The sequence below is a fragment of the Cupriavidus sp. UME77 genome (genome assembly GCF_014170355.1).
GTDB lineage: Bacteria > Pseudomonadota > Gammaproteobacteria > Burkholderiales > Burkholderiaceae > Cupriavidus > Cupriavidus basilensis.
The window spans coordinates 37,963-58,642 of record NZ_LZZU01000095.1 but is presented as its reverse complement, the minus strand read 5'-3'; the positions used below and the strand labels follow the sequence as shown (position 1 = coordinate 58,642).

19 protein-coding genes and 1 pseudogene are annotated in these 20,680 nt (G+C 66.5%); 10 read left to right on the top strand and 10 right to left on the bottom strand.

Features of this window, described 5'->3' with window-relative positions:
- Positions 1 to 2: 2 nt before the first annotated feature.
- Positions 3 to 989 carry a 2Fe-2S iron-sulfur cluster-binding protein gene (locus A9975_RS36260; protein WP_183036941.1) on the bottom strand — a complete coding sequence of 329 codons (987 nt, stop codon included), beginning with the start codon at positions 987 to 989 and terminating at the stop codon, positions 3 to 5.
- A 128-nt stretch (positions 990 to 1,117) separates the two neighbouring features.
- Between A9975_RS36260 and A9975_RS36255 the strand changes: the two genes are divergently transcribed.
- Complete coding sequence (locus A9975_RS36255; RefSeq protein ID WP_183036940.1) at positions 1,118 to 2,020, top strand: LysR family transcriptional regulator; 903 nt, start codon at positions 1,118 to 1,120, stop codon at positions 2,018 to 2,020.
- Positions 2,021 to 2,049: 29 nt separating this feature from the next.
- Here A9975_RS36255 and A9975_RS36250 read toward each other — a convergent pair whose 3' ends face one another.
- Complete coding sequence (locus A9975_RS36250) at positions 2,050 to 2,943, bottom strand: LysR family transcriptional regulator (RefSeq protein WP_183036939.1); 894 nt, start codon at positions 2,941 to 2,943, stop codon at positions 2,050 to 2,052.
- A 118-nt stretch (positions 2,944 to 3,061) separates the two neighbouring features.
- Between A9975_RS36250 and A9975_RS36245 the strand changes: the two genes are divergently transcribed.
- From A9975_RS36245 to A9975_RS36230, 4 genes are read left to right on the top strand one after another with little or no spacing between them, the layout of a single operon-like run.
- Positions 3,062 to 5,167 carry an FUSC family protein gene (locus A9975_RS36245; RefSeq protein WP_183036938.1) on the top strand — a complete coding sequence of 702 codons (2,106 nt, stop codon included), beginning with the start codon at positions 3,062 to 3,064 and terminating at the stop codon, positions 5,165 to 5,167.
- A complete protein-coding gene (locus A9975_RS36240; protein ID WP_150985049.1) occupies positions 5,161 to 5,373 on the top strand; it encodes a DUF1656 domain-containing protein in 213 nt (70 codons plus the stop codon). Before A9975_RS36245 ends, A9975_RS36240 begins: the two co-directional genes overlap by 7 nt.
- Positions 5,370 to 6,287 (top strand): HlyD family secretion protein, encoded by a 918-nt coding sequence (locus tag A9975_RS36235; protein ID WP_183036937.1) that lies wholly within the window; start codon positions 5,370 to 5,372, stop codon positions 6,285 to 6,287. The genes A9975_RS36240 and A9975_RS36235 overlap by 4 nt, the downstream gene beginning before the upstream one ends.
- The gene (locus tag A9975_RS36230) at positions 6,284 to 7,741 is read left to right on the top strand and encodes an efflux transporter outer membrane subunit (protein WP_183036936.1); all 1,458 of its coding nucleotides are present in this window, start codon (positions 6,284 to 6,286) and stop codon (positions 7,739 to 7,741) included. The genes A9975_RS36235 and A9975_RS36230 overlap by 4 nt, the downstream gene beginning before the upstream one ends.
- A 30-nt stretch (positions 7,742 to 7,771) precedes the next feature.
- On the opposite strand, the gene A9975_RS36225 is transcribed toward A9975_RS36230, so the two are convergent.
- Positions 7,772 to 8,698, bottom strand: coding sequence for a LysR family transcriptional regulator (locus A9975_RS36225; RefSeq protein ID WP_183036935.1), 927 nt, complete (start codon positions 8,696 to 8,698; stop codon positions 7,772 to 7,774).
- A gap of 158 nt (positions 8,699 to 8,856) precedes the next feature.
- Between A9975_RS36225 and A9975_RS36220 the strand changes: the two genes are divergently transcribed.
- The 3 genes from A9975_RS36220 to A9975_RS36210 all read left to right on the top strand — a co-directional run bounded on the left by A9975_RS36220 (position 8,857) and on the right by A9975_RS36210 (position 10,779).
- Positions 8,857 to 9,774 carry a pyridoxal-phosphate dependent enzyme gene (locus tag A9975_RS36220; protein ID WP_183037001.1) on the top strand — a complete coding sequence of 306 codons (918 nt, stop codon included), beginning with the start codon at positions 8,857 to 8,859 and terminating at the stop codon, positions 9,772 to 9,774.
- Between the two features lie 341 nt (positions 9,775 to 10,115).
- Positions 10,116 to 10,466, top strand: coding sequence for a hypothetical protein (locus A9975_RS36215; protein WP_183036934.1), 351 nt, complete (start codon positions 10,116 to 10,118; stop codon positions 10,464 to 10,466).
- Positions 10,467 to 10,578: 112 nt separating this feature from the next.
- Entirely contained in the window at positions 10,579 to 10,779 is a 201-nt protein-coding gene (locus tag A9975_RS36210; RefSeq protein WP_183036933.1) for a hypothetical protein, read from the top strand.
- 72 nt (positions 10,780 to 10,851) lie between these two features.
- Here the strand turns inward: A9975_RS36210 and purU are convergent.
- From purU to A9975_RS36190, 5 genes and pseudogenes are all read right to left on the bottom strand, one after another.
- Positions 10,852 to 10,953, bottom strand: a pseudogene (gene purU, locus A9975_RS36205) (formyltetrahydrofolate deformylase); the annotation flags it as partial.
- Positions 10,947 to 13,454 (bottom strand): FAD-dependent oxidoreductase, encoded by a 2,508-nt coding sequence (locus tag A9975_RS36200; protein ID WP_183036932.1) that lies wholly within the window; start codon positions 13,452 to 13,454, stop codon positions 10,947 to 10,949. The pseudogene purU and the gene A9975_RS36200, both read right to left, overlap by 7 nt.
- A gap of 153 nt (positions 13,455 to 13,607) precedes the next feature.
- Complete coding sequence (locus A9975_RS36195) at positions 13,608 to 14,039, bottom strand: VOC family protein (RefSeq protein WP_183036931.1); 432 nt, start codon at positions 14,037 to 14,039, stop codon at positions 13,608 to 13,610.
- Between the two features lie 34 nt (positions 14,040 to 14,073).
- Entirely contained in the window at positions 14,074 to 14,136 is a 63-nt protein-coding gene (locus tag A9975_RS38690; protein WP_370565984.1) for a hypothetical protein, read from the bottom strand.
- Positions 14,108 to 14,347, bottom strand: coding sequence for a hypothetical protein (locus tag A9975_RS36190; protein ID WP_370565985.1), 240 nt, complete (start codon positions 14,345 to 14,347; stop codon positions 14,108 to 14,110). The genes A9975_RS38690 and A9975_RS36190 overlap by 29 nt, the downstream gene beginning before the upstream one ends.
- A gap of 113 nt (positions 14,348 to 14,460) precedes the next feature.
- Between A9975_RS36190 and A9975_RS36185 the strand changes: the two genes are divergently transcribed.
- Together A9975_RS36185 and A9975_RS36180 are read left to right on the top strand one after the other, a co-directional pair.
- Entirely contained in the window at positions 14,461 to 15,261 is an 801-nt protein-coding gene (locus tag A9975_RS36185) for a TetR/AcrR family transcriptional regulator (protein ID WP_183036930.1), read from the top strand.
- A gap of 248 nt (positions 15,262 to 15,509) precedes the next feature.
- Entirely contained in the window at positions 15,510 to 16,553 is a 1,044-nt protein-coding gene (locus tag A9975_RS36180; RefSeq protein WP_183036929.1) for a patatin-like phospholipase family protein, read from the top strand.
- Here A9975_RS36180 and A9975_RS36175 read toward each other — a convergent pair.
- Both A9975_RS36175 and A9975_RS36170 read right to left on the bottom strand, forming a co-directional pair.
- Positions 16,534 to 17,181, bottom strand: a complete 648-nt coding sequence (locus A9975_RS36175; protein ID WP_183036928.1) for a hypothetical protein — start codon at positions 17,179 to 17,181, stop codon at positions 16,534 to 16,536. The genes A9975_RS36180 and A9975_RS36175 overlap by 20 nt on opposite strands.
- Positions 17,178 to 20,642 carry an adenylate/guanylate cyclase domain-containing protein gene (locus A9975_RS36170; RefSeq protein WP_183036927.1) on the bottom strand — a complete coding sequence of 1,155 codons (3,465 nt, stop codon included), beginning with the start codon at positions 20,640 to 20,642 and terminating at the stop codon, positions 17,178 to 17,180. The genes A9975_RS36175 and A9975_RS36170 overlap by 4 nt, the downstream gene beginning before the upstream one ends.
- Between the last annotated feature and the right edge of the window lie 38 nt (positions 20,643 to 20,680).

Sequence of the window (20,680 nt, the reverse complement as noted above, 5' to 3'; positions counted from 1 at the left end):
GGTCAGACGCCGCTGGCGTGGAAGGCGTCGGCATGGATGTGGTCGGGGTCCATGCCTCTTTGGCGCAGCAGGATGGAGGCCGCGTCGACCATGACCGGGGCGCCTGCCAGGTAGGCGCGCCAGCCCTGCATGTGCGCCCAGTCGTCGGCCACCGCCTTGGTCACCACGCCGCCGCGGTAGCCGTTGCCGTCGCCGGCCGATGCCACCACCACGTGCACATGCATTGCCGCATGGCGCGCCTGCAGCTCGCGCAGCCATTCCAGGCCATAGAGGTCGGCATGCGTGCGAACACCAAAATAGACGTGCACCTCGTTGCGCATGCCGCCGTCGAGCATGCCGCGCAGGATCGACAGGATCGGGGCCAGCCCGGTGCCGCCCGCGATGCAGATCACGGGCCCGTCGAACTTGCGCCGCAGGTACGCCGTGCCCAGCGGGCCGGCAACACGGATGGCGTCGCCAACCTTGAGCTCCGACGCCACATAGGACGTCACGCGCCCGTCTGGCACCAGCCGGATATGGAATTCGAGCTCGTCGGCGCCGTGCGCCACCGCCATCGAGTAAGGCCGGATATGGCGCGGGGTGAACTGCAGCGTGGCGTACTGTCCCGGCGAGAAGTCGAGCGGCTTGGGAATCGCCACGCGGACCCGCTTGATGTCATGGGTCAGGTCGTCCAGGGCGGTCACGGTGCCCTTGAGGATCCTGGCGGGATGCACCACGACCTCGTCGAGTTCCGGGATCTCGATCGCGCAGCTCTCCACCAGCGTGGTCTGGCACGCCAGCACCGATTGGCCGGCGGCCATGGGCGCGCGCGAATCCTCGGGGCCGCTTGCCTGGGTGCGGCCGGCCAGGACCTTGCAGCGGCAGGTGCCGCAGCGCCCCGCCATGCAGCTATACGAGATGGGCACCTGGTTGGCCCGCAGCACGTCCAGCAGGTTGTCGCCGGCTTGCGCGTGCAGCGTCCTGTCCAGTGGGTGGATGGATACTTCCATGGGGGCGTCTCCAGCTAGTTCTTCTTGGCATCCGTTTGCCGATGGGCGTATGTTGGCGCCGCAGGTAGAATTAATAAATAGAAGGAAGGTGATACGTCATATCACTGTGAGTGATAAAGGGGGCTGGGATGGAGTTGCGGGAGATCGACCTGAACCTGCTGGTCGTGTTCAATGAACTGCTGCGCCTGAGGCGGGTGTCCGCCGTGGCCGAAACGCTGGGCACTTCACAGCCGGCCATCAGCAACGCGCTCAATCGCCTGCGCAAGCTGCTGGGCGACGAACTGTTCCTGCGGACCTCCAAGGGCATGGTGCCCACGCCCTTCGCGGAGAACCTGGCGGAGCCGATCGGCTACGCGCTCGGCGCCATCCACAACACGCTCAACGCGCAGTCTGTGTTCGAGCCGGCCACCAGCGCGCGCGGCTTCACCATCGCCATGACGGACATCGGCGAGATCTATTTCCTGCCCGACCTGATGAAGCGGCTATCCGAGGCGGCGCCCGGCGTGACCATCAGCACGGTGCGCAACCATACGGTGAACTTGCGCGAGGAAATGGAAAGCGGCCGCGTGGACCTGGCGATCGGCTTCATGCCCGACCTCAAGGCGGGCTTCTTCCAGCGGCGGCTGTTCCGCCAGCGCTACGTCTGCCTGTTCCGCCAGGGCCATCCGCTGGCCCGCGAGGGCATGAGCCTCAAGTCGTTCGGCAGTGCCGAGCACGTGGCCATCGTCGCGGCAGGCACCGGGCACAGCATGGTGGACGAAGTGATCCAGCGCGCCGGCGTGCCGCGCCAGGTCCGCCTGCACGTCCCGCACTTCGTGGCGGTGGGCCATATCCTGCAGACGACCGACCTGATCGCGGTGGTGCCGCAGGCCTATGCCGAGCGCACGTTAAAGCCCTTCGGGCTGGAGACGGCGCCGTGCCCGGTGAAAATCCCCGATATCGTGATCAACGTGCTCTGGCACGCCAGGAATAATCGGGAGCCGGCCAACCAATGGCTGCGGCAAGTGGTGTTTGAGGAGTTTTCGAGGTAGTGGTGTGATACGTCCGTCATGTACGTTTGTCACGCCCCCAGCACTTCCTCGCAAACCGAAAACCACGCCCGCGCCGCATGCGATAGGTAGCGGCCCGGCGACCAGATATGGGCGAGCGCCCAGTCCATGGCCGGCTCCGTCAGCCGTGCCACGGCGAGCTTGTCGCGGATATCGAGCTTGTCCAGCAGCGGTTGCGGCAGGAAGGTGGTGCCCAGCCCGGCGGCGGCCATCGAGGCGAGGAAGTCCCAGTGCCCGCTTTGCGCCACGATGCGGGGCTCAAGCCGGGCATCGAGAAAGGCCTGCCGCAGCTTGCGGGTCAGGGAGAAGTCCTCGGTCAGCATCAGCAGGGGCTCGTCGCGCAGCGCGGCCAGGGTAACGGTCTTGCCCTTGGCCCAGGTGGCCTTGCGGGGGCCCGCGACCCAGATCGGGTATTTGGCGAACTCGCGCGTGGCCAGTTCCAGGCCGCTGTCCCGGGGCAGTACAGTGGCGCCGACTTCGAGTTCGCCACTCGCCACTTGTTGCTCCACCATATGGCCGCCGTGTTCGGCCAGGCTGAGCTCCAGGTTGGGATAGCGCTGGCGGAACGCGCTGACAGCCGGTGAGAAGAACAGGTTGGCCATGGGCGGGATCCCCACGGTCAGCTGGCCACGGCCTAGCGAGGAGAGATCGGCCACTTCCAGCGTGAGCCGGTGCACCACGCCAAGCGCTTCCTGCCCGCGCTCGTAGACCACCCGCCCCACGTCGGTCAGCCGCACCTGCTTGCCTTCGCGGATCAGCAGTGGCTGGCCGATCTCGTCTTCCAGTTGCCGCACCATCTTGCTGATGGTGGATTGCGTGACGAACAGGGACGTCGCCGCCTGGGTGAAGCTTTTCAGGCGAACGGTTTCAACGAAGTAGCGCAACGCGCGGATGTCAATGGGCATCGGGCACTTCCTTTTCCATGAAAAAAGCGAATGTGATTTGAAATTTTAAATCATGTGAGGAATGTGCGCCAGTTGGCTACACTTCGGGCCTACGCTCTTTCCAATGGATATTCGCGTCATGGCTAGCTGGCCCAGCGCACGACAGTGGCTCTTTTCACTGAAGGCGTTTGCCGCCTCGATGCTAGCGCTCTATATCGCGCTTGCGCTGGGTTTGCCCCGCCCGTACTGGGCCATGGCAACCGTCTATTTTGTTTCTCACCCGCTGACCGGCGCGACCCGCTCCAAGGCCGCTTATCGCGTGGCGGGCACGGTCCTGGGCGCGACGGCCGCGGTGGTCACGGTGCCGTTGCTGGTCAACGCGCCGGTGTTGCTGATGGCCGCGATCGCCCTGTGGACAGGGGGCTTGCTCTATTTCTCGCTGCTGCAGCGCACGCCGCGCAGCTATGTCTTCCTGCTGGCCGCCTATACGTTGCCGATCGTGGCGCTGCCGGCGGTCAGCGAGCCTGCGCAAGTCTTCGACATTGCCGTGGCGCGCATCGAGGAGATCGTCATCGGCATCCTGTGCGCCGGCATGGTGGGCTCCATCGTCTTCCCGGCCAAGGTGGCGCCCGCGCTGCGCGCCCGTTCCGCCACCTGGCTGGCCGACGCGGCACTGTGGGCCACCGACATGTTGTCCGCCGATCCTGATGCCAATGCCACGCGCCACGGCAGCCGCCACCGGCTGGCCGCCGACATCCTCGCGCTGGACCAGCTCATCACCCAGCTCTCCTACGACACGGAAAGCGCGCACACGCTGCGCCACGCGCGCGCCTTGCGCGAGCGGATGACGATGCTGCTGCCCGTGCTGTCCTCGCTGGCCGGCGTGCTGCAGGCACTGCGGCGCCACGCCGAGGGCATACCGGATAGCCTGGCGCGCCATATGGCCGCCATGTCTGCATGGATTCGCGCGGGCTTCGACGGCCCCGCGCCCGCGCTGGAGCCGGAAGCGCTCCCGTGGGCGGACTACGCGCGCGCGCCGGGCTGGCATGGCGGGCTGGTTGCCACCGCCAACGATCAGCTGCGCACGTTGGCCGCGCTGTGCGAAGACTGCCAGGCCCTGCAGCATGGCATTGGCGACCAGGCGGCCAGCGCCGCCGCGCCATCCGTGCGCGCGCCTGGGCGCGGCGCCGAGCGCGCCGACCGGGCGCATCACCACGATCACGCCATGCTGCTGTTCTATGCCTGCTCCACCAGCCTGGCAGTGTTCTGCGCGGGCATGCTGTGGATCGCCTCCGGATGGGAGGACGGCGCGGGATCGGTCGCGGTGGCGTCCATCGCCTGCTGCTTCTTTGCCACCATCGAGGAGCCCCGGCCGGTTGCGCATTCGTTCTTGCGCTGGAGCGGATTCTGCTTCGCCGTATCGTCGTTCTACCTGTTCCTGGTGGTGCCGAACGCGCACAACTTCGAAACCCTGGTGGGCATGCTGGCGTTGCCCTACATGGGCATCGGCATGCTGATATCGCGGCCCGGCTTCAACCTGATCGCCATGCTGCTGTCGGTCAATACGGCGTCGTTCGCCAATGTGCAGAGCGTCTACGACACGAATTTCCTGACCACCTTCAACGGCAGCCTGGCCAGCATCGGCGGCATGCTGTTCGCGCCTTTGTGGGCCATGGCGACGCGGCCGTTCGGCGCGCGCGTGGCGGCGCACCGGCTGATCCGCGCGAGCTGGAAGGACCTGGCGCAAGCCGCCACGCGGCGCGAGCCGGGCGAGCACGCCCGCTTAGGCGGGCGCATGCTGGACCGGCTCAGCCAGCTGGTGCCGAGGCTTGCGGCCAGCGACGACAAGATGGCTTCGGATGGCTTTGCCGAGCTGCAGGTCGGGTTTGGCGCGCTGGCGCTGCAGCGCAGCTTGCCTGGGCAGAGCCCGGCCGCGCGCCGCGCCGTGGCCAGGGTGCTCAACGCGGTTGCCTTGCATTTCCGTGCGCGCCTGAAGGCCGGCCACGCGATGGCGCCGCCGGATGCGCTATCCGAGCGGATCGACAAGGCGCTGCGCGAGGTGGCCATGCAAGGCGGCGCATCGCAAAGTCCCGGCGAGCATGCGTGCTGTGCACTGGGCGCGCTGATTGCGTTGCGGGTCACGCTGTACCCAACGCAGACGCAGACCCTGCCGCAAGCCGCGGCGCCGCAGGTGCAGCCCTTGCGGGCCGTGCCTCTCCCGTTACGCGCGGAGCCCCGATGCTAAGCGCGGAAATCGATCTCTACGGCGTCTTCGTGCCCGGCTTGCTGGCGTTGATGCTCCTTACCTTCGTCATCACCGCCTGCATGCGCGCGGCCCTTGCGCGCGCAGGCTTTTACCGGCTGGTCTGGCACCGGTCGCTTTTCAATCTAGCCCTTTACGTCATCGTGCTGGGTGGCGTGGCCGCCATGGCCCGCTGGCTGCAATCATGAAATTCAAGTTCCGTTTGCTGGTCCCCGTGATGTTGACCCTGCTGGCCACCGTGGCCGCGCTCTTTGTCGGCAAGCATCTGTGGGATTACTACACCGTGGCGCCATGGACGCGCGACGGCCACGTGCGGGCCGACGTGGTGCAGGTCGCGCCGGATGTCTCGGGGCTGGTGACGCAGATACTCGTCAAGGACAACCAGCGCGTGCGGCGCGGGCAGGTGCTGTTCGTGATCGACCAGGACCGCTACCAACTGGCGCTTCAGCAGGCCATAGCGAGTGCCGCCGCGCAGCGCGCCACGCTGGCGCAGGCGCGCCGGGAGGCCGCCCGCAGCCACGCCTTGTCCGAGGTGGTTGCCACCGAGGTGGTGGAAGAAGGGCAGGCGCGCGTGCAGCAGGGCGAGGCGGCGCTGGCGCAGGCGGAGGCGGCGGTCGCGCTGGCCAGGCTCAACCTCGCCCGCACCCGGGTGGCCAGCCCCGTGGATGGCTTTCTCAACGACCGCCTGCCGCGCCTGGGCGACTATGTGGCTTTGGGCCGGCCGGTGCTGTCGATGGTCGACCTGAACTCGTTCTACGTCGAAGGCTATTTCGAAGAAACCAAGCTGGGGGGCATCCGCATTGGCAACCCGGTCTCCGTGCGCATCATGGGCGAGCGCACGATCCTGCACGGCCACGTGCAGAGCATCGCCGCCGGCATCGAGGACCGCGACCGCAGCAATGGCAGCAACCTGTTGCCCAATGTGAACCCCACGTTCAACTGGGTGCGGCTGGCGCAGCGTGTGCCGGTGCGCATCGCGCTGGACGACGTGCCGGCGGATGTGCGGCTGGTGTCGGGCCGCACGGCGACGGTATCCGTGGCGCAGGCGCGCAAGACCATCGCCGTGCTGCGCGACGAGACCACGCAGGAGCGCACGCAATGAGCAAGCTCGGCCTTGCCCTGCTGCCAGCCTTGGTCCCGTTGCTGTTCGCCTGCACCACCGTGGGCCCTGACTATCACGTGCCGGAGCAGGCGGCCGTGCGCGCGCCCGAGGCTAACGGTCCCTTGCTCGGCACGGACGGCCCGGCCGTCTCGGTGGCGCCGGTCCCGGACGACTGGTGGCGCCTGTACGACGACCCCAAGCTCGACGCACTGGTGCAGCAGGCGCTCAGCGCCAATACCAGCTTGCGCGTGGCCGCCGCCAACCTGCGCCGGGCCGTGGCGATCTATCACGAGGTGGAAGCGGAGAACCTGCCGCAGGCGGCCTTCTCCGCCAAGGCCGAACGCGCGCAGATCGCGGGCGAGAGCTTCCTGCTCAAGGAGAAGGTGCCGGTCTTCAACCTGGGCGACGTCGGCTTCTCGGTGTCGTACCTGGTGGACTTCTTCGGCAAGCTGGCCCGCGCCGACGAGGCCGCGCTGGCTAGTGCCCAGGCCAGCCAGGCCGCGCTGGACATGGCGCGCGTGAGCGTGGTCGCGCAAACCGTGCGGGCCTATGTGCAGGGTTGCGCCGCCACGCATGAGCTGGCGGTGGCGCAGGAGCAGCTTGCGCTGCAAACGCGCGGCGTGGAGATTGCCGCCAAGATGGTGGCCGCCGGCCGTGGCCAGCCTGCCGACATGCTGCGCGCCCGCGCGCAGGCCGAGACCCTGCGCGCGGCATTGCCGCGCTTCAAGGCGGAGAAGGAGGGCGCGGCCTACCGGCTCGCCGTCATGCTGGGCCAGCCGCCGGCAGCGTTGCCGCAAGCCGTATCCGAGTGTCTTGAGGAGCCGACGCTGCGCCAGGCGATGCCTGTCGGCGACGGTGCCGCGCTGCTCAAGCGCCGCCCCGATATCCGCCAGGCGGAGCGCGAGCTGGCGGTGGCCACGGCGAAGATCGGCGTGGCCACCGCCGATCTCTACCCCTCGGTCCGCATCGGGGCATCGGCCGGCCTGAGCGGCATCCTGAGCGATCTCGGCACCGGCCCGACCGCGCATTGGGGCATGGGCCCGCTGATCACCTGGAACCTGCCCACCAATGGCGTGCGCCCGCGCATCCACGGCATGGAAGCTGGCGCGGACGCGGCACTCGCCCGCTTCGACGGCGTGGTGCTCAAGGCGCTGGAGGAGACCCAGAGTGCGCTCAGCACCTACACGCGCGAGCTGGAGCGCAACCAGTCCTTGCGCGTGGCGCGCGACGACGCCAAAGAGGTCGCCCGCCAGCACCGGCTGCTGTACCAGTCCGGCCGCGTACCGTATTTGTCCAGCCTGGATGCCGACCGCACGCTGGCCGGGGCCGAGGCGGCACTGGCGGCGTCGGACAGCCAGGTGGCCCTCAACCAGATCAACCTGTTCCTGGCGCTGGGAGGCGGCTGGCAGAACAGCCCGAAGGTGGCAGAGCGCAGGATGAGCGAGGCACACTGAGTGGCTGCGGCCCTATCCCTATCCCTATCCCTATCCCTTGCCGCGTGCGCGCTTAGCCTTGGTGCCGGTGACATGCCGGACCGATTCGATAAAGCGCTGCACGCGTGGCGAGTGGCGCGCCGCCGAATACACGAACTCGATATCGACCCCATCGGTCAGGTCGGCCAGCGCGATGAAGGCGATGGTGGGCGGCGTGTGCAGCTGTGAGCTGGCGGGCACCAGCGCGCAGCCCATGCCGGCGGCGACCAGTCCCAGGATGGTTGGCGTGTCGGTGCCGATCTGGACGATATGCGGCGTGAACCCGGCCTTGGCGCACGCCGCAATCAGCAGGCTGTGCTGCGCGCTTGACTTCTCGCGGTTGAACCACACAAAGCGTTCGCCGGCGATGTCGGCCAGCCGCCGCGCGCGCTTTGCCGGCGCGACATGCTGCGCCGGCACGGCTAGCACAAAGCGCTCCCGGTACAGCGCGATGCCGCTCAGGCTGGCATCGTCCGGCGTGCGCCAGGCCATGATGCCGCCGTCCAGCTCTTCGCCGCGGATAGCCTGTGCCTGCTGCAACGACAACAGCGGCTCGATGCAGAGCAGGATGTCCGGGTTGTGCTCCCGGAAGTGCGCAAGGATCGCCAGCGTTACCGGCGAGGCCAGGTAGCTGGGCATGATGCCGAGCGAAAACGAGCCGGTCTGGCCCTGTGCAATGCGATAGGCCCGGTCGCGTGCCTGTTCCAGCTGTAGCAGCGACTGCTTCGCGTCGTGCAGCAGGCTGGTGCCGGCATCGGTGAGTTGCACGCCCTTGGCATGCCGCTCGAACAATGGTGCGCCGATCGTCGCCTCCAGATCCTGGATCTGCCGCGACAAGGCCGGCTGCGTGATGTTCAGCGCCCGGGATGCCGCAAGGATGCTGCCTTCTTCCGCGACGGCGATGAAGTAGCGCAAGTGCCGCGTTTCGATGTTTCGCATGCTCTGCCGGTTGCCTCTGAATGTTGCTATGCGCTGGAAGTATAGCTTTCAGGCTTGATAGGCATTTGACCGCATAGGCGGCAGGCTTCTACCATTCAAGGTTCTTCATGCCAGAACCAAGAAGCGCCGCTATGCCCCATGCTGACAACGCCCTGCCCGTGAGCCTGCACATCGTCACCCCGCTACTGCGATCCACGTCCTACTCGGCACGGTTGGGGCGATCGGTGTGGTTCAAGATGGAGGCGCTGCAGCCCCCGGGCTCGTTCAAGGCGCGCGGCATCGGCCATGCATGCCAGACCTACAAGGAGTGGGGCGCAAAACGCTTCGTGTGCTCCTCGGGCGGTAATGCCGGCATTGCCGTCGCCTACAGCGGGCGGCTGCTTGGCGTGCCGGTGACCGTTGTCGTGCCCGAGACCACCTCTGCCGCGGCGCGCGAGCGTATCGCGGCGGAAGGCGCCGAACTGGTGGTGCACGGACGCGCATGGAGCGAGGCCAACGATCATGCGCTCTCGCTGATGCGCCCGGAGTACGCGTTTATCCACCCCTTTGACGATCCCCTGCTGTGGGAAGGCCACGCGACGATGATCGACGAGGTGGCCGCCGCAGGCGTCAAGCCGGGCGCGGTGGTGCTATCGGTAGGCGGTGGCGGCTTGCTTTGCGGCGTGCTGGCCGGGCTGGAGCGCAATGGCTGGCACGATGTGCCCGTCATCGCGGCCGAGACCGTTGGTGCGGATGCCTACGCTGCCTCGCTGGCGGCCGGCGCGCAGGTCGAGCTGCCCGCCATCACCAGCATCGCGACCTCGCTGGGTGCCAAGAGCCCTTGCGCCAAAGCGCTCGAGTGGGCAAAGCTGCATCCGATCGTCAGCGAGGTGGTCACCGACAAGGAAGCGGTGGGCGCGTGCCTGCGCTTTTTGGCCGAGCACCGGATCGTGGTGGAGCCCGCATGCGGCGCTGCGCTGGCCGCGCTGGAGCGCAAGCCTGCAGCGGTGACAGCGGCGAGCGACGTGCTGGTCATCGTCTGCGGCGGGGCGGGTGCCACGGCCGAACAACTGCAGGCCTGGGATCGCGCCGCCTGACCGAAGCCTGGTGTATGGCGCCCTGGCGCCTTAGATGCCATTTCAAAAGGATTCTGGCGTCGTTGCGCGGGCCGACCCCGAGTTCATCAATCGTTCATGCGCGGCTCGCGCGGTTTTCTGTTGTGAAAAATTCGACTGGAAGTGAGACGTTTAATTCATCCCAGGAATGATCTGCCGTGGCTACACTGTGTGCTTGTACCGCGCTGCTCAATGCATCGAACGCAGTGAATACGCGGTGCAGATCAAAAGGCGAAACAGACGACATGCGGGACGCAAGAATCCGCCTATCCCGCTCCACACCCAGTGGAAAGTGCCGCCCAATCTGGAATTTAGCAGCAATCATGAATAAGAAGCGCTTCACGACCCTTGTTTCCGCAGCCGCCTTCGGCGTCTGCTTCCTGGCCGCAACGCAAGCCGGTGCAACGGGTCCGAAAGATAGCACCAACGCCGGCGACAAGTACGGCTACACACTCCACAACGGCAAGCGCGACCCCTTCACCGACGGTGCCCGCGTTGGCGACCGCCGCGACCCCTTCACCGATGGCGCTCGCGTTGGCGACCGTCGCGATTCGTTCACGGACGGCGCGCACGGCAGCGCAGCCGCGGCACTGGACCTCGCCGGGCGCGACCTGAGCGGTGTGTCGGCCCCGCCGGCGCATGGCGCGGCGGACAACCGCCAGGCCAGCGCCTGATACAGCGCTGCCGGTCCGGCCCTGGGACCCCTCCACCCACGGCCGGACCGGCAAGTCTCAAGATCCTCCACGCAATGTCAATGCCATTGCCAATTCTGTCTCAAGACAAATCATGAAAACCATCGTGCTGGCGCTGATGAGCGTCACGGCCCTCGCTGCCTCGCTGCCCGCCTTTGCCGGTCCCGACTGGACCGTTATCGAACGCGCGCGCGCCCAGAAGCAGGCGCAGGCAAAGCAGCAGGCGCAGACGCCCTGCGCACTGAAGTCCAACCAGGCAACGGCCACGTCCGGCGCCGACGGCAAGCAAGGCTGAGCTTTACGTTGTCGCTCGCCTGCGGGCCGGCGTCGCACGGTGTTCATCGGAACACCAGCGTCCGGCCCCCGCATCCATGGCATGGTCCACGCGTGACACTTCCTGCTCGATGATGGGCCCCTCGTCCAGTTCCGCCGTGACGTAGTGCGCGGTGGCGCCGATCAGCATCACGCCTTGGCCCTCGCGCTGGTCGGGTCGTAGGGCGCGCGCAGGTGCACGGTGGCGGGCAGCAGAGCGCCGGCCAGGTCGAGGTGATACGTGCCTTCGGCAATCCACTCGGCATTGGCCGCGCCATCGTCGCGCTGCAAGAGCGCCATGCCCACCGGGCAACCCAGCGTATGCCCGAAGGCCGCCGAGGTGACAAAGCCCGCCGGGCGCACCCCGCCATCCGGGCCGGTGCGCAGCACGGCTTCGCCGCCCCACAGCATGGCCTGGCCGGCGCCGTCGAGCGTCACCACGGCCACGCGGCGCTTCACCTGCGCCGCGCCGCCGGCCGCGCGCAGCTTCAGCAGTGCCTCGCGGCCACGGAACGGGATTGGCTTGTCGAGCTTGCAGGCAAAGGACAGCCCCGCCTCGAAGGGGTTGATGTCGGTGGTCAGCTCGCGGCTCCAGGCGCGGTAGCCTTTTTCGATGCGCAGGGATTCAATGGCGTAGTAGCCGGCGTTGGCCAGGCCAAGGGGTTTGCCCGCGGCCTGGAGCGTCTCGTAGACGCCCACCGCAAACTCCACCGGCACGTAGAGTTCCCAGCCGAGTTCGCCCACATAGGTCAGGCGCGTGGCCCGCACGGTGGCGTAGCCCAGGTCGATCTCGCGCGAGCTGCCGAACGGGAAGGCTTCGTTGGAGAAATCCGCGCGCGACACGCTCTGCAGCAACGCGCGCGAGCACGGGCCCATCACCGCCAGCACGCTGTACTGGCCGGTGACATCGACGATGGCGCAGCGCTGGTCGGCGGGGATCAACCGCTCGATGTAGTTGAAGTCGCGCGTGGTCTGCGCCGAGCCGGTCACCAGCAGGTACTGGTCGTGTGCCAGCCGGGTCACGGTCAGGTCCGACTCATAGGTGCCGCGCTCGTTGAGCATCGCGGTGTACACGGTCTGGCCGGCGGGCACGGCCACGTCGTTGCTCATCAGTTGCTGCAGCACGGCCTCGGCATCGGCGCCCTTGACGATGTACTTGGAGAAAGAGCTCATGTCGAACAGCGCCACGCCCTCGCGGCAGGCGCGATGTTCGGCGCCGCTCCACGGCAGCCAGTTCTGCTGCCCGAAGGAGTACGCGATCTCCGGCGTCTCGCCGGCGGGCGCAAAGAAGTTCGGCCGCTCCCAGCCCATCTTGCTGCCGAAGTTGGCGCGGGCGTCGCGCAGGTGCGCATACAGCGCAGAGCGGCGGAAGGGCCGCGCGGTATCCAGCTCGCGGTTGGGCCAGGGCATGGCGTAGTGCAGGCCCAGGGTCTCCTTGACGCGGTCGTGCAGCCAGCTTTGGTTGCCGTTGAAGCCGGCAAAGCGGCGGATATCGACCGGCCACAGATCCATGGTGGGCTCGCCCGCGACGATCCATTCGGCCAGCGCCATGCCCGCACCGCCGGCGGAGGCGATGCCCATGGAGTTGAAGCCCGCGCCCACGTAGAAGTTACGCAGCTCGGGCGCCTCGCCCAGGATGAAGTTGTTGTCGGGCGTAAAGGATTCCGGGCCGTTGTAGAACTGCTTGACCTGCGCCGTTTCCAGCGCCGGCACGCGTTGCAGCGCGTGGTGCATCAGGATCTCGAACTGGTCCCAGTCGTCGGGCAGCAACTGGAACTCGAACGGCTCCGGAATGCCTTGCATGCCCCAGGGCTTGGCGTTGGGCTCGAAGCCGCCCATGACCAGCCCGCCCACTTCCTCTTTGAAGTAGATAAAGCCGTCCGGGTCGCGCATCACCGGCAGGTCGGGATGCACGCCGGCGATGCGCTCGGTGACGATGTAGTAGTGCTCGGCCGAATGCAGCGGCACCGTCACGCCACACAGCTGGCCCACCTGCCTGGCCCACTGGCCCGCGCAATTGACCACGATCTCAGCGCCGATGGTGCCGCGGGCGCCGTCCTTGTCCTGCCAGCTGACGCCGCTGGCGCGGCCATCCCGGGTATGAATGGCGGTGACCTTGGTGTCCTGCACGATCAGCGCCCCCCGGGTGCGCGCGCCGCGCGCCAGCGCCTGGGTGAGGTCGGTGGGATTGGCCTTGCCATCGCCCGGCAGCCATACCGCGCCTTGCAGGTCGTCGGTGCGCATCACCGGCCATAGCTCGCCCGCCTCGCGCGCCGAGATGACCTGGCAGTCCACGCCGTAGGCGCGTGCCACGGCCGCGGTGCGCTTGAGCTGCGTCATGCGCTCGGCGGCGCGCGCCACCGACAACGAGCCGCACTGCTTCCAGCCGGTGCCCAGCCCGGTTTCGGCCTCCAGCTCGCTGTACAGGCGCGTGGAGTAGCGGATCAGCTTGGTCATGCTCTCCTGCGCGCGCAACTGCCCCACCAGCCCGGCCGCGTGCCAGGTGGTGCCGCACGAGAGCTGGCCCTGCTCGAGCAGGACGACGTCGTTCCAGCCCAGCTTGGTGAGGTGATAGGCCACGCTGCAGCCAATGATGCCGCCGCCGACGATGACGACGCGGGCGTGCTCGGGAACGGGGCGGCGGGGAGAGGCAGACATGGAGGCACCTGTGTAAAAAGCGCGCCGGAGGGCGCTGGGATTGTCTTGCCACAGTTTGCCAACAAAAAACACAATATGCAACATAACGAGCAATGAAAAAGCCACGCCGACGTGACTGGCGTGGCTTCCAGCATCAGTCTGATGCAGCGCGGTTCAGGACTCCATGACAATGACCATCCACAACAAGCCGAAGCGGTCGGCCGTCATGCCAAAGCGTGGCGAGTAGAAGGTCTTGCCCAGCGGCATCATCACCTGGCCGCCCTCGGCCAGGGCATTGAACACGCGGTCGGCGCTGGCTACGTCGGGCACGGTCACGGACAGCGAGAAGCCCTGGAAATCGGGCTTGCCCGTGCACCGGCCATCGGACATCATCACCGTGGTTTCGCCGATGCGCATGGACATGTGCATGATCTTTTCTTCGGTGCCGGCCGCGGGCGCGCAAGCGCCTTCGGGCGGGGAAGACTCCGGCGCAGGCGCCTCCTTGAAGCGCATCATCATGACCACCTCGGCGCCTACGGCGCGCTTGTAGAACTCAGCCGCTTCCTCGCAACGGCCTTCAAAGAACAGATAGGGTTGGACTAGCATCTTGTCTCCTTTCCACTTCCAGGGTTGAAACGCGTCAGGGGTTGAAACTCACCGGCATCGATGCGTGCTCATGCACCACCAGCCATCGGCCAGCGATCTTGCGAAAACAAACGGTGGCGCGCCTCCGGGCTGCGCAAGTGCACGGGCGGCGCCACATCGAAGATGACCACGTCTTCAGCATAGTTGCGCATCATGACAACGCCGTCTTTCGCGCGCATGGCGCTGACCCGGGTGTCGACCAGGGCACGCACTTCGGCTTCGCTGCCAGGGTGCGACGCGGGCTGGGAGGGCAGGGAGGTGTTCACCATCTTTGCTCCTTGAGCCAAGGGGGGCGCGGTGTCGTGGCGCCGATTCGCTCAATCATGTGTACACTGTCCACTACAATAGTAAAGAAAATGGACGCTGTCCACATGGTGAGGAAATGACCGGCGCAAAGCGCTCTTCAAGCATCCGGCGCACCGCGCGCACCGCGCGCACCGCGCGCATCGCGAGTTCAACGGATTCGGCCGACGCCGGCGGCACTGCCGTTCCCGCCGTTCCCGAGGATGCGGCGGTAGCCACCCCCCCTGCCATCCCAACGCCCCGCAGCACCTACCGGCATGGCGACCTGCGCCGCGCGTTGCTCGACGCCGGCATCGAACTGGCGCGTGATGGGGGCCCGGATGCCGTCGTGCTGCGCGAGGCCACCCGGCGCGCCGGGGTCGTGCCCAACGCCGCCTACCGGCACTTCGCCAGTCGCCAGGACCTGTTGCAAGCGGTGCGTGCCGCCGCGCTTGCGGCGCTGGCGCAAGCCATCGAGGCGGAGCTTGCCGCGCTGGACGAGAGCGCGCCGCCCGCGGACTTCGCCCGCGCCAGCCTGCGCGCGGTCGGCACCGGCTACATGCAGTTCGCGCTCGCCGAGCCTGGCCTGTTCCGCACGGCATTCTCGGTGCCGGACGAACTGGAAGGCGTGCCGGTCCCTGACAAGGCGGGCGACAGCGGCCTCAATCCCTACCAACTGCTCGGCGCGGCGCTGGACCGGATGATGGAGGCCGGCGTGCTGTCCACGGCGCGCCGTCCCGGCGCCGAATACCTCGCGTGGTCCGCCGTGCATGGCTTATCGATGCTGGTCATCGACGGGCCGCTGCGCATGGTGGCGATGTCGCCAGGGCAGGCACACCAGATCGGGCAGCGGTTGCTGGATATGGTGGAGAAGGGGCTGCAGGCGGCCGATGAGCGGTGACCGGTAACCGGTAACCGGTAACGCGCGCTGGGATTACCTCGCGCATTGGCGCCGCCTTTCCGTTACCAAGCGCTAAGAAGCCCTAACAAAATGCGCATCAAGGTGTTAACTTCAAATATCTTTTGTTAGCCTTTGCGTTGTTTCGCGCGCGCAAAGGACGTGGCCAAAGCAATACTTGACGACGGACCGTGGGCGCTTATCCAGCCACCGCTATCGCCGGCTTGTCAGGGATGGAAGGGGAGCGTCGCATGAGTCCTGACAGTGGGGAACAGAAAGGGGAGCAGAAAGCTGTGGCCCTTGCACTGCAGGGCGGTGGCATGCATGGCGCGTTTACATGGGGGGTCCTCGACCGGCTGCTCGAGGACGGGCGGCTCGGCATCGAGGGCGTCAGCGCGACGAGTGCGGGCGCCATGAATGCCGCCGTGCTGGCTTATGGGCTGTTGCAGGGCGGGCGCGACGGCGCGCGCCAGGCGCTGCACGACTTCTGGCTCGCCATCGCCCAATCGGCGCAAAGATACAGCCCGCTGCGCTGGGTGCCGTGGATCAAGGGAACCCATACCCTGGGCCTGGACCATTCTCCGCTGTATGCGATGGCCGACATCGTTCTGCGTCTCCTGTCGCCATACCAGTTCAATCCCAACAACATGAATCCGCTGCGGGATGTGTTGGCCAAGCAGGTAGATTTCGAGGCGTTACGCCAGCGCTGCCCCATTCATCTTTACCTGTGCGCGACCAATATCGAGACCGGAAGGATACGCATCTTTTCAGGCCACGACCTGTGCATCGACGCGGTACTGGCGTCAGCCTGCGTGCCAACGCTGTTCCAGGCAGTGGCCATCGATGGCCAGCACTATTGGGACGGCGGCTATGTGGGCAACCCGGCGATTTTCCCGTTGATTTATCACTGCAATACCCACGATGTCGTGATTGTGCACATCAATCCGATCGTGCGCCGTGGGGTGCCGACCACGGCCGCGGACATCCTCAATCGCGTCAGCGAAGTCAGCTTCAACTCATCCCTCATCCGAGAGATGCGCGCCATCGCATTCGTGACTTCGCTGATCCAGCAAGGCAAGGTCGACCGCAGTGAAATGAAGGAGATGATGATCCACTCGATCCGGTCCGATGAGACGATGGCCGCGCTGGGCGTGTCGAGCAAGTACAACGCCGACTGGGCCTTCCTTTGTTCGCTGCGTGACAAGGGAAGGACTGAGGCCGGGACGTGGCTGGAGGCGCACTACGACCACATTGGCCAGCGTTCGACCGTTGACATCAGAGGGGAATTTCTTTGAAGGAAGACGAGGCCCCGGATGCCGCCGGCTGCGCAAGCCGCCACGCCAGGTTGCGGCGTGCGCGCGCTTCATAGCGGGCATGGAACAGATCGGTCTGATAGATGCGAGGCAGATCGAGCAGGGCGCCCAGGAACGCCCGCTCGGCGCAATCATAGGCAACCTCACCCAGGTCAGGACGCTCGGCCCGTAAGTGCGCGCCGTTCTGGCGAAAGCGCGCGCGGGCACAACCCAGCACGGCAAGGTCGATGTCGGCGGTAAATTGGCCCGCCAGATCCGTGGCCATGCCAGCATGCGAGGTGCACAGGATCATCCCGGCGATGCGTTCCGTTGCGGCTATCCGGCCTCGGGCCCAGTAGCGGAGCCACTCAACGCTGCGTTGCTCGTTGTCGTGCGCCCCGGGAATATAGATGACGTCGTGACACCAGAGCGCCAGCTCGACGGCGTCAGTATCGGGAATCGCGCTGCGCGCCCAGTCCAGATCGCGCAGGCAGCGGCGAACATGGTGGAGCGTGTGATAGTGCCGTGCCGGCTCGGCATAGCAGCGGGCAAGATCCGCATAGGCCTGGACAGCCTGCGTGCCGCCTGAACGCGACCACAGTGCCAGGAAGCGGGTTTGCATCTGGGTCATTCGGGAGAAGGCACCGGGGTCGTGCCAATTTGCCGCGTCAGATCATCCAGCAGGGTTTTGGCCTCTTGCCAGTCGGCGGTATCGGCGCCCTCGCGGATGCTGCCATGGATCGCCGCCAGCGCATCGCGCGCCGCGTTCAGCTTTCCTTGTTGGCGCCATAGGACGGCCAGGCTCAGCACGGCCTGCAGTTCCAGTGACCTGGCACCTTGGGCGCGGGCGACCGCGATCGCTTTCTGAAAGCATGCTTCAGCTTCATCGCTGCCGGTGGTCGGGAAGGGCGCCAGGCTTGACTGCCGGAGTATCAGTTCTCCCTTGAGGCGATACAGCGTCGCTTCGTCAAGCCGCTCTCCCGTCTCTTCCGCCAAGGCTTGCGCCTCGGCCAGCGCATCCAGTCCGGCCTGGATTTGCCCCGCCCGTCCGTAGGCATGCGCGAGCAGGGCCAGGAGATTGGGTTGTCCCAGCGCTGCGCCGGTCTCCTGATAGGCGGCCAGGCCCCGCTGTATCTGGGCTATCCCCTGCGCATGATGCCCTTGTTCGGCCAGCACCCAGCCTAGCAGGACGGTGCCCCACGCCAGATAGATCGGGAATCCCTGCTCGCACGAGACCGCGATGGCGGCCTCGGCGTACTCTCGGGTCAGTTGCACCTCCCTGCGGCACAGGTGCACTTCAGCTGCGAAGACAAGGCAAAGTGCGAGGTTAAAGGCGTCGGGGCGCGTCCTGGCCATCGCCAGGGCCTCCTGGCTGCGCGTGCGGGCCTGATCCGGCATGCCGAGGTACCACAGGACCCAGCCCAATGTGCTCATGGCGTGGACGGCCGGATCGCGCCCGTATCCCATGAGAAAGTCATACACCGGCGGGTCCGGGCGCTGCAATGCCAGCACCTGTTCTATATGGTCGCGGGCCATGTCCAGCTTGCCAAGGCGGAACACCGTGGCGCCGATCGCGCGATGCGCCTCGGCAAGCTGCTTAGGCTTGTGCGTTTGCAGGGCGAGGCCAAGCAGCCGTTCCCCAAGTGGGTGTGCGATCTCGTATTGCGCACGCAGCTGATAAAACGCCCACAGTCCGAGCTGAGCCGAGAACGCGTATGGTGTTTGCCTCTCCTGCTCGCACAAGGCCAGCGCGCGCTTGTAGTTCGCCTCCACAGCCGGGGAGGCCTGACCGCGAGCAGCCATCAGGGCCGGGCCGAGGGTGAGCAGCAGCGTGAGTTCCTGGCGCGTGCGTTCGGCGTTATCCGGCATCCGCTTGAGCAGTTCGATGGCGGTGCTCAGGTGCCGGATCGCTTCAGCCTGGGCCGAACGCTGCAGGGCCTGCTGGCCGGCACAGTGAAGGTAGGCGACCGCCTTCGGGATATTGCCGCTATGGCTGTAATGGTGCGCGAGTTCGCTGCAGTAGTCCTTCAGCCGACCATGGAAGAGGGCCTCGATGGCCTGGGCCGTACTCTCATGCAACGCGCTGCGCCGCTCGCTAAGCAGCGAATTGCCGGCAACCTCCTGCGTCAGCGCGTGCTTGAAGGCGTACTCGATTTCCGGGAATGCGGGCCGCTCGTAAATGAAATCCGCCGCCTGCAGGTTGGCCAGAAGCGGGCGCAGCTTGTCTTCGGCCAGGCCGGTGACGTGCAGGATGAGACTTAATGGAAACTCCTTGCCGATCACGGCCAGGGTCTGCAGCAGGTCCTTCTGGGCGAGCGGGAGCCGGTCGATACGGGCCGCGAGCACGCCTTGGACGGTGGTGGGGATGTGCAGCAAGGCGGGCGCCTTCTCGATGCGGTAGCAGCCGGGCTGGCCGAGCAAGGCGGTCTCCTCGACCAGTGTCTGGACCACTTCCTCCATGAAAAACGGATTGCCTTCGGTCTTGTCCAGGATGAGTCGCTTCAGCGGCACCAGGCTGGGATCATCACCGAGCAGCGCGCAGAGCAGTCCCTGGGCTTCGGCCGGGCCCAATGGCTGCAGACTCAGCCGGGTGTAGTTGCCTTTGGCGCCCCAGTCATGGGAATACTCCGGGCGGTAATTGACCAGCAGGATGATCCTTGCCCCCGGCACATGGTCGATCAGCAGATTGAGGAAGGCCTCGGTTTCGCTGTCCAGCCATTGCAGATCCTCGAAAATGATCTCGAGGGGCTGATTCACGCTCTCGCGCACCAGCAGGCAGGCAATCGCTTCGAAGGTGCGCTGACGTCGGATCGAAGCGTCCATGGTCGGCAGTGCCGAGCCGGGTTCGATGCTCCCGAGCAGATAGAGCAAGTAGGGCAGATGGCGTTCCAGGGAACGCTCCAGCGTGAGCAGCCTGCCGGTCACCTTCTCGCGGCAGCTTCGGTCGCTGTCCTGCGCGGTGATCTGAAAGTAGTTTTTCAAAAGCTCGATCAACGGTAAATAGGCGAAGGCCTTGCCGTGCGAAACCGAGAAGGTCTCCAGCGCCAGGCAGTCTGCCTGCGATCGCGCCTTGAACTCGTGGAACAGCCGGGATTTTCCGACCCCGGCCTCGCCAACCACCGCAACGACCTGCCCTCGGCCCGCCTCGGCCAGCGCCAGCGCGTTGTGCAACTGTTCCAATTCGGCCTGGCGGCCCACAAACCTGGCCAGGCCGCGGTGCGCCGCGACTTGCAGGCGCGTGCGCATGGCGCCGAGGCCCATCACCTCATAGACCGCCAGCGCATCCCGGACGCCTTTGACATGTGTGGTGCCCAGGGCCTTGAACTCGAAATACCCCTCCGTCAGCTTATGGGTGGATTCGCTGACGAGGATGGATGCCGGCGTAGCGATACCTTCCATGCGCGAGGCGATGTGGATCGTGTGCCCGACCGGATCGTAGTCCGTATGCAAGTCATCCTTGCGAATCGAGCGCACCACGACCTCGCCCGTGTGGATGCCGATCCGGATCTGAAGCGGTATGCCTTGCTCCAGACGGACCCGGTCACTGTGCCGGCGCATCGCTTCCTGCATGCGCAGGGCTGCGTACAGGGCCCGCAGGGCATGGTCCTCGTGGGCAATGGGCGCGCCGAACAGCGCCAGGATGCCATCGCCCAGGAACTTGGCCACGTAGCCTTCGTAGTGGTGCACGGCCTCCATCATCAGCGTCACGACGGGGTCGATGAGGCGGCGCGTTTCCTCCGGGTCCAGGTCCTGGGTCAAGGCGGTTGAGCCCGCCATATCGGCGAAGAGAGCCGTGATGGTCTTGCGTTCACCTGCCGTCCCGCCCCTGGCCTCCATTGCCGCCTGCTCAGCCAGGATGCGCCCGGCCAGATGGGGTGGCGTGTAGTGGACAGGGGACGCGACTGATGGCCTGGAAGGCACGGGCGATGCTGATGGGGAATCCAGGAGCGCAACGCCACAGGCGCGGCAGAACCTGGCAATGGAGGTGGCCTCCTCGCCGCACTGCGGGCACATGCGCGCAAGCCGCGCCCCGCACGCCTCGCAGAAGTTGGCGCCTGCGAGGTTCGCGTAGCCGCAATTCGTGCAGCGCATATCGCCTCCTGACCGCCTTTGCCCACCCTGAATGATTA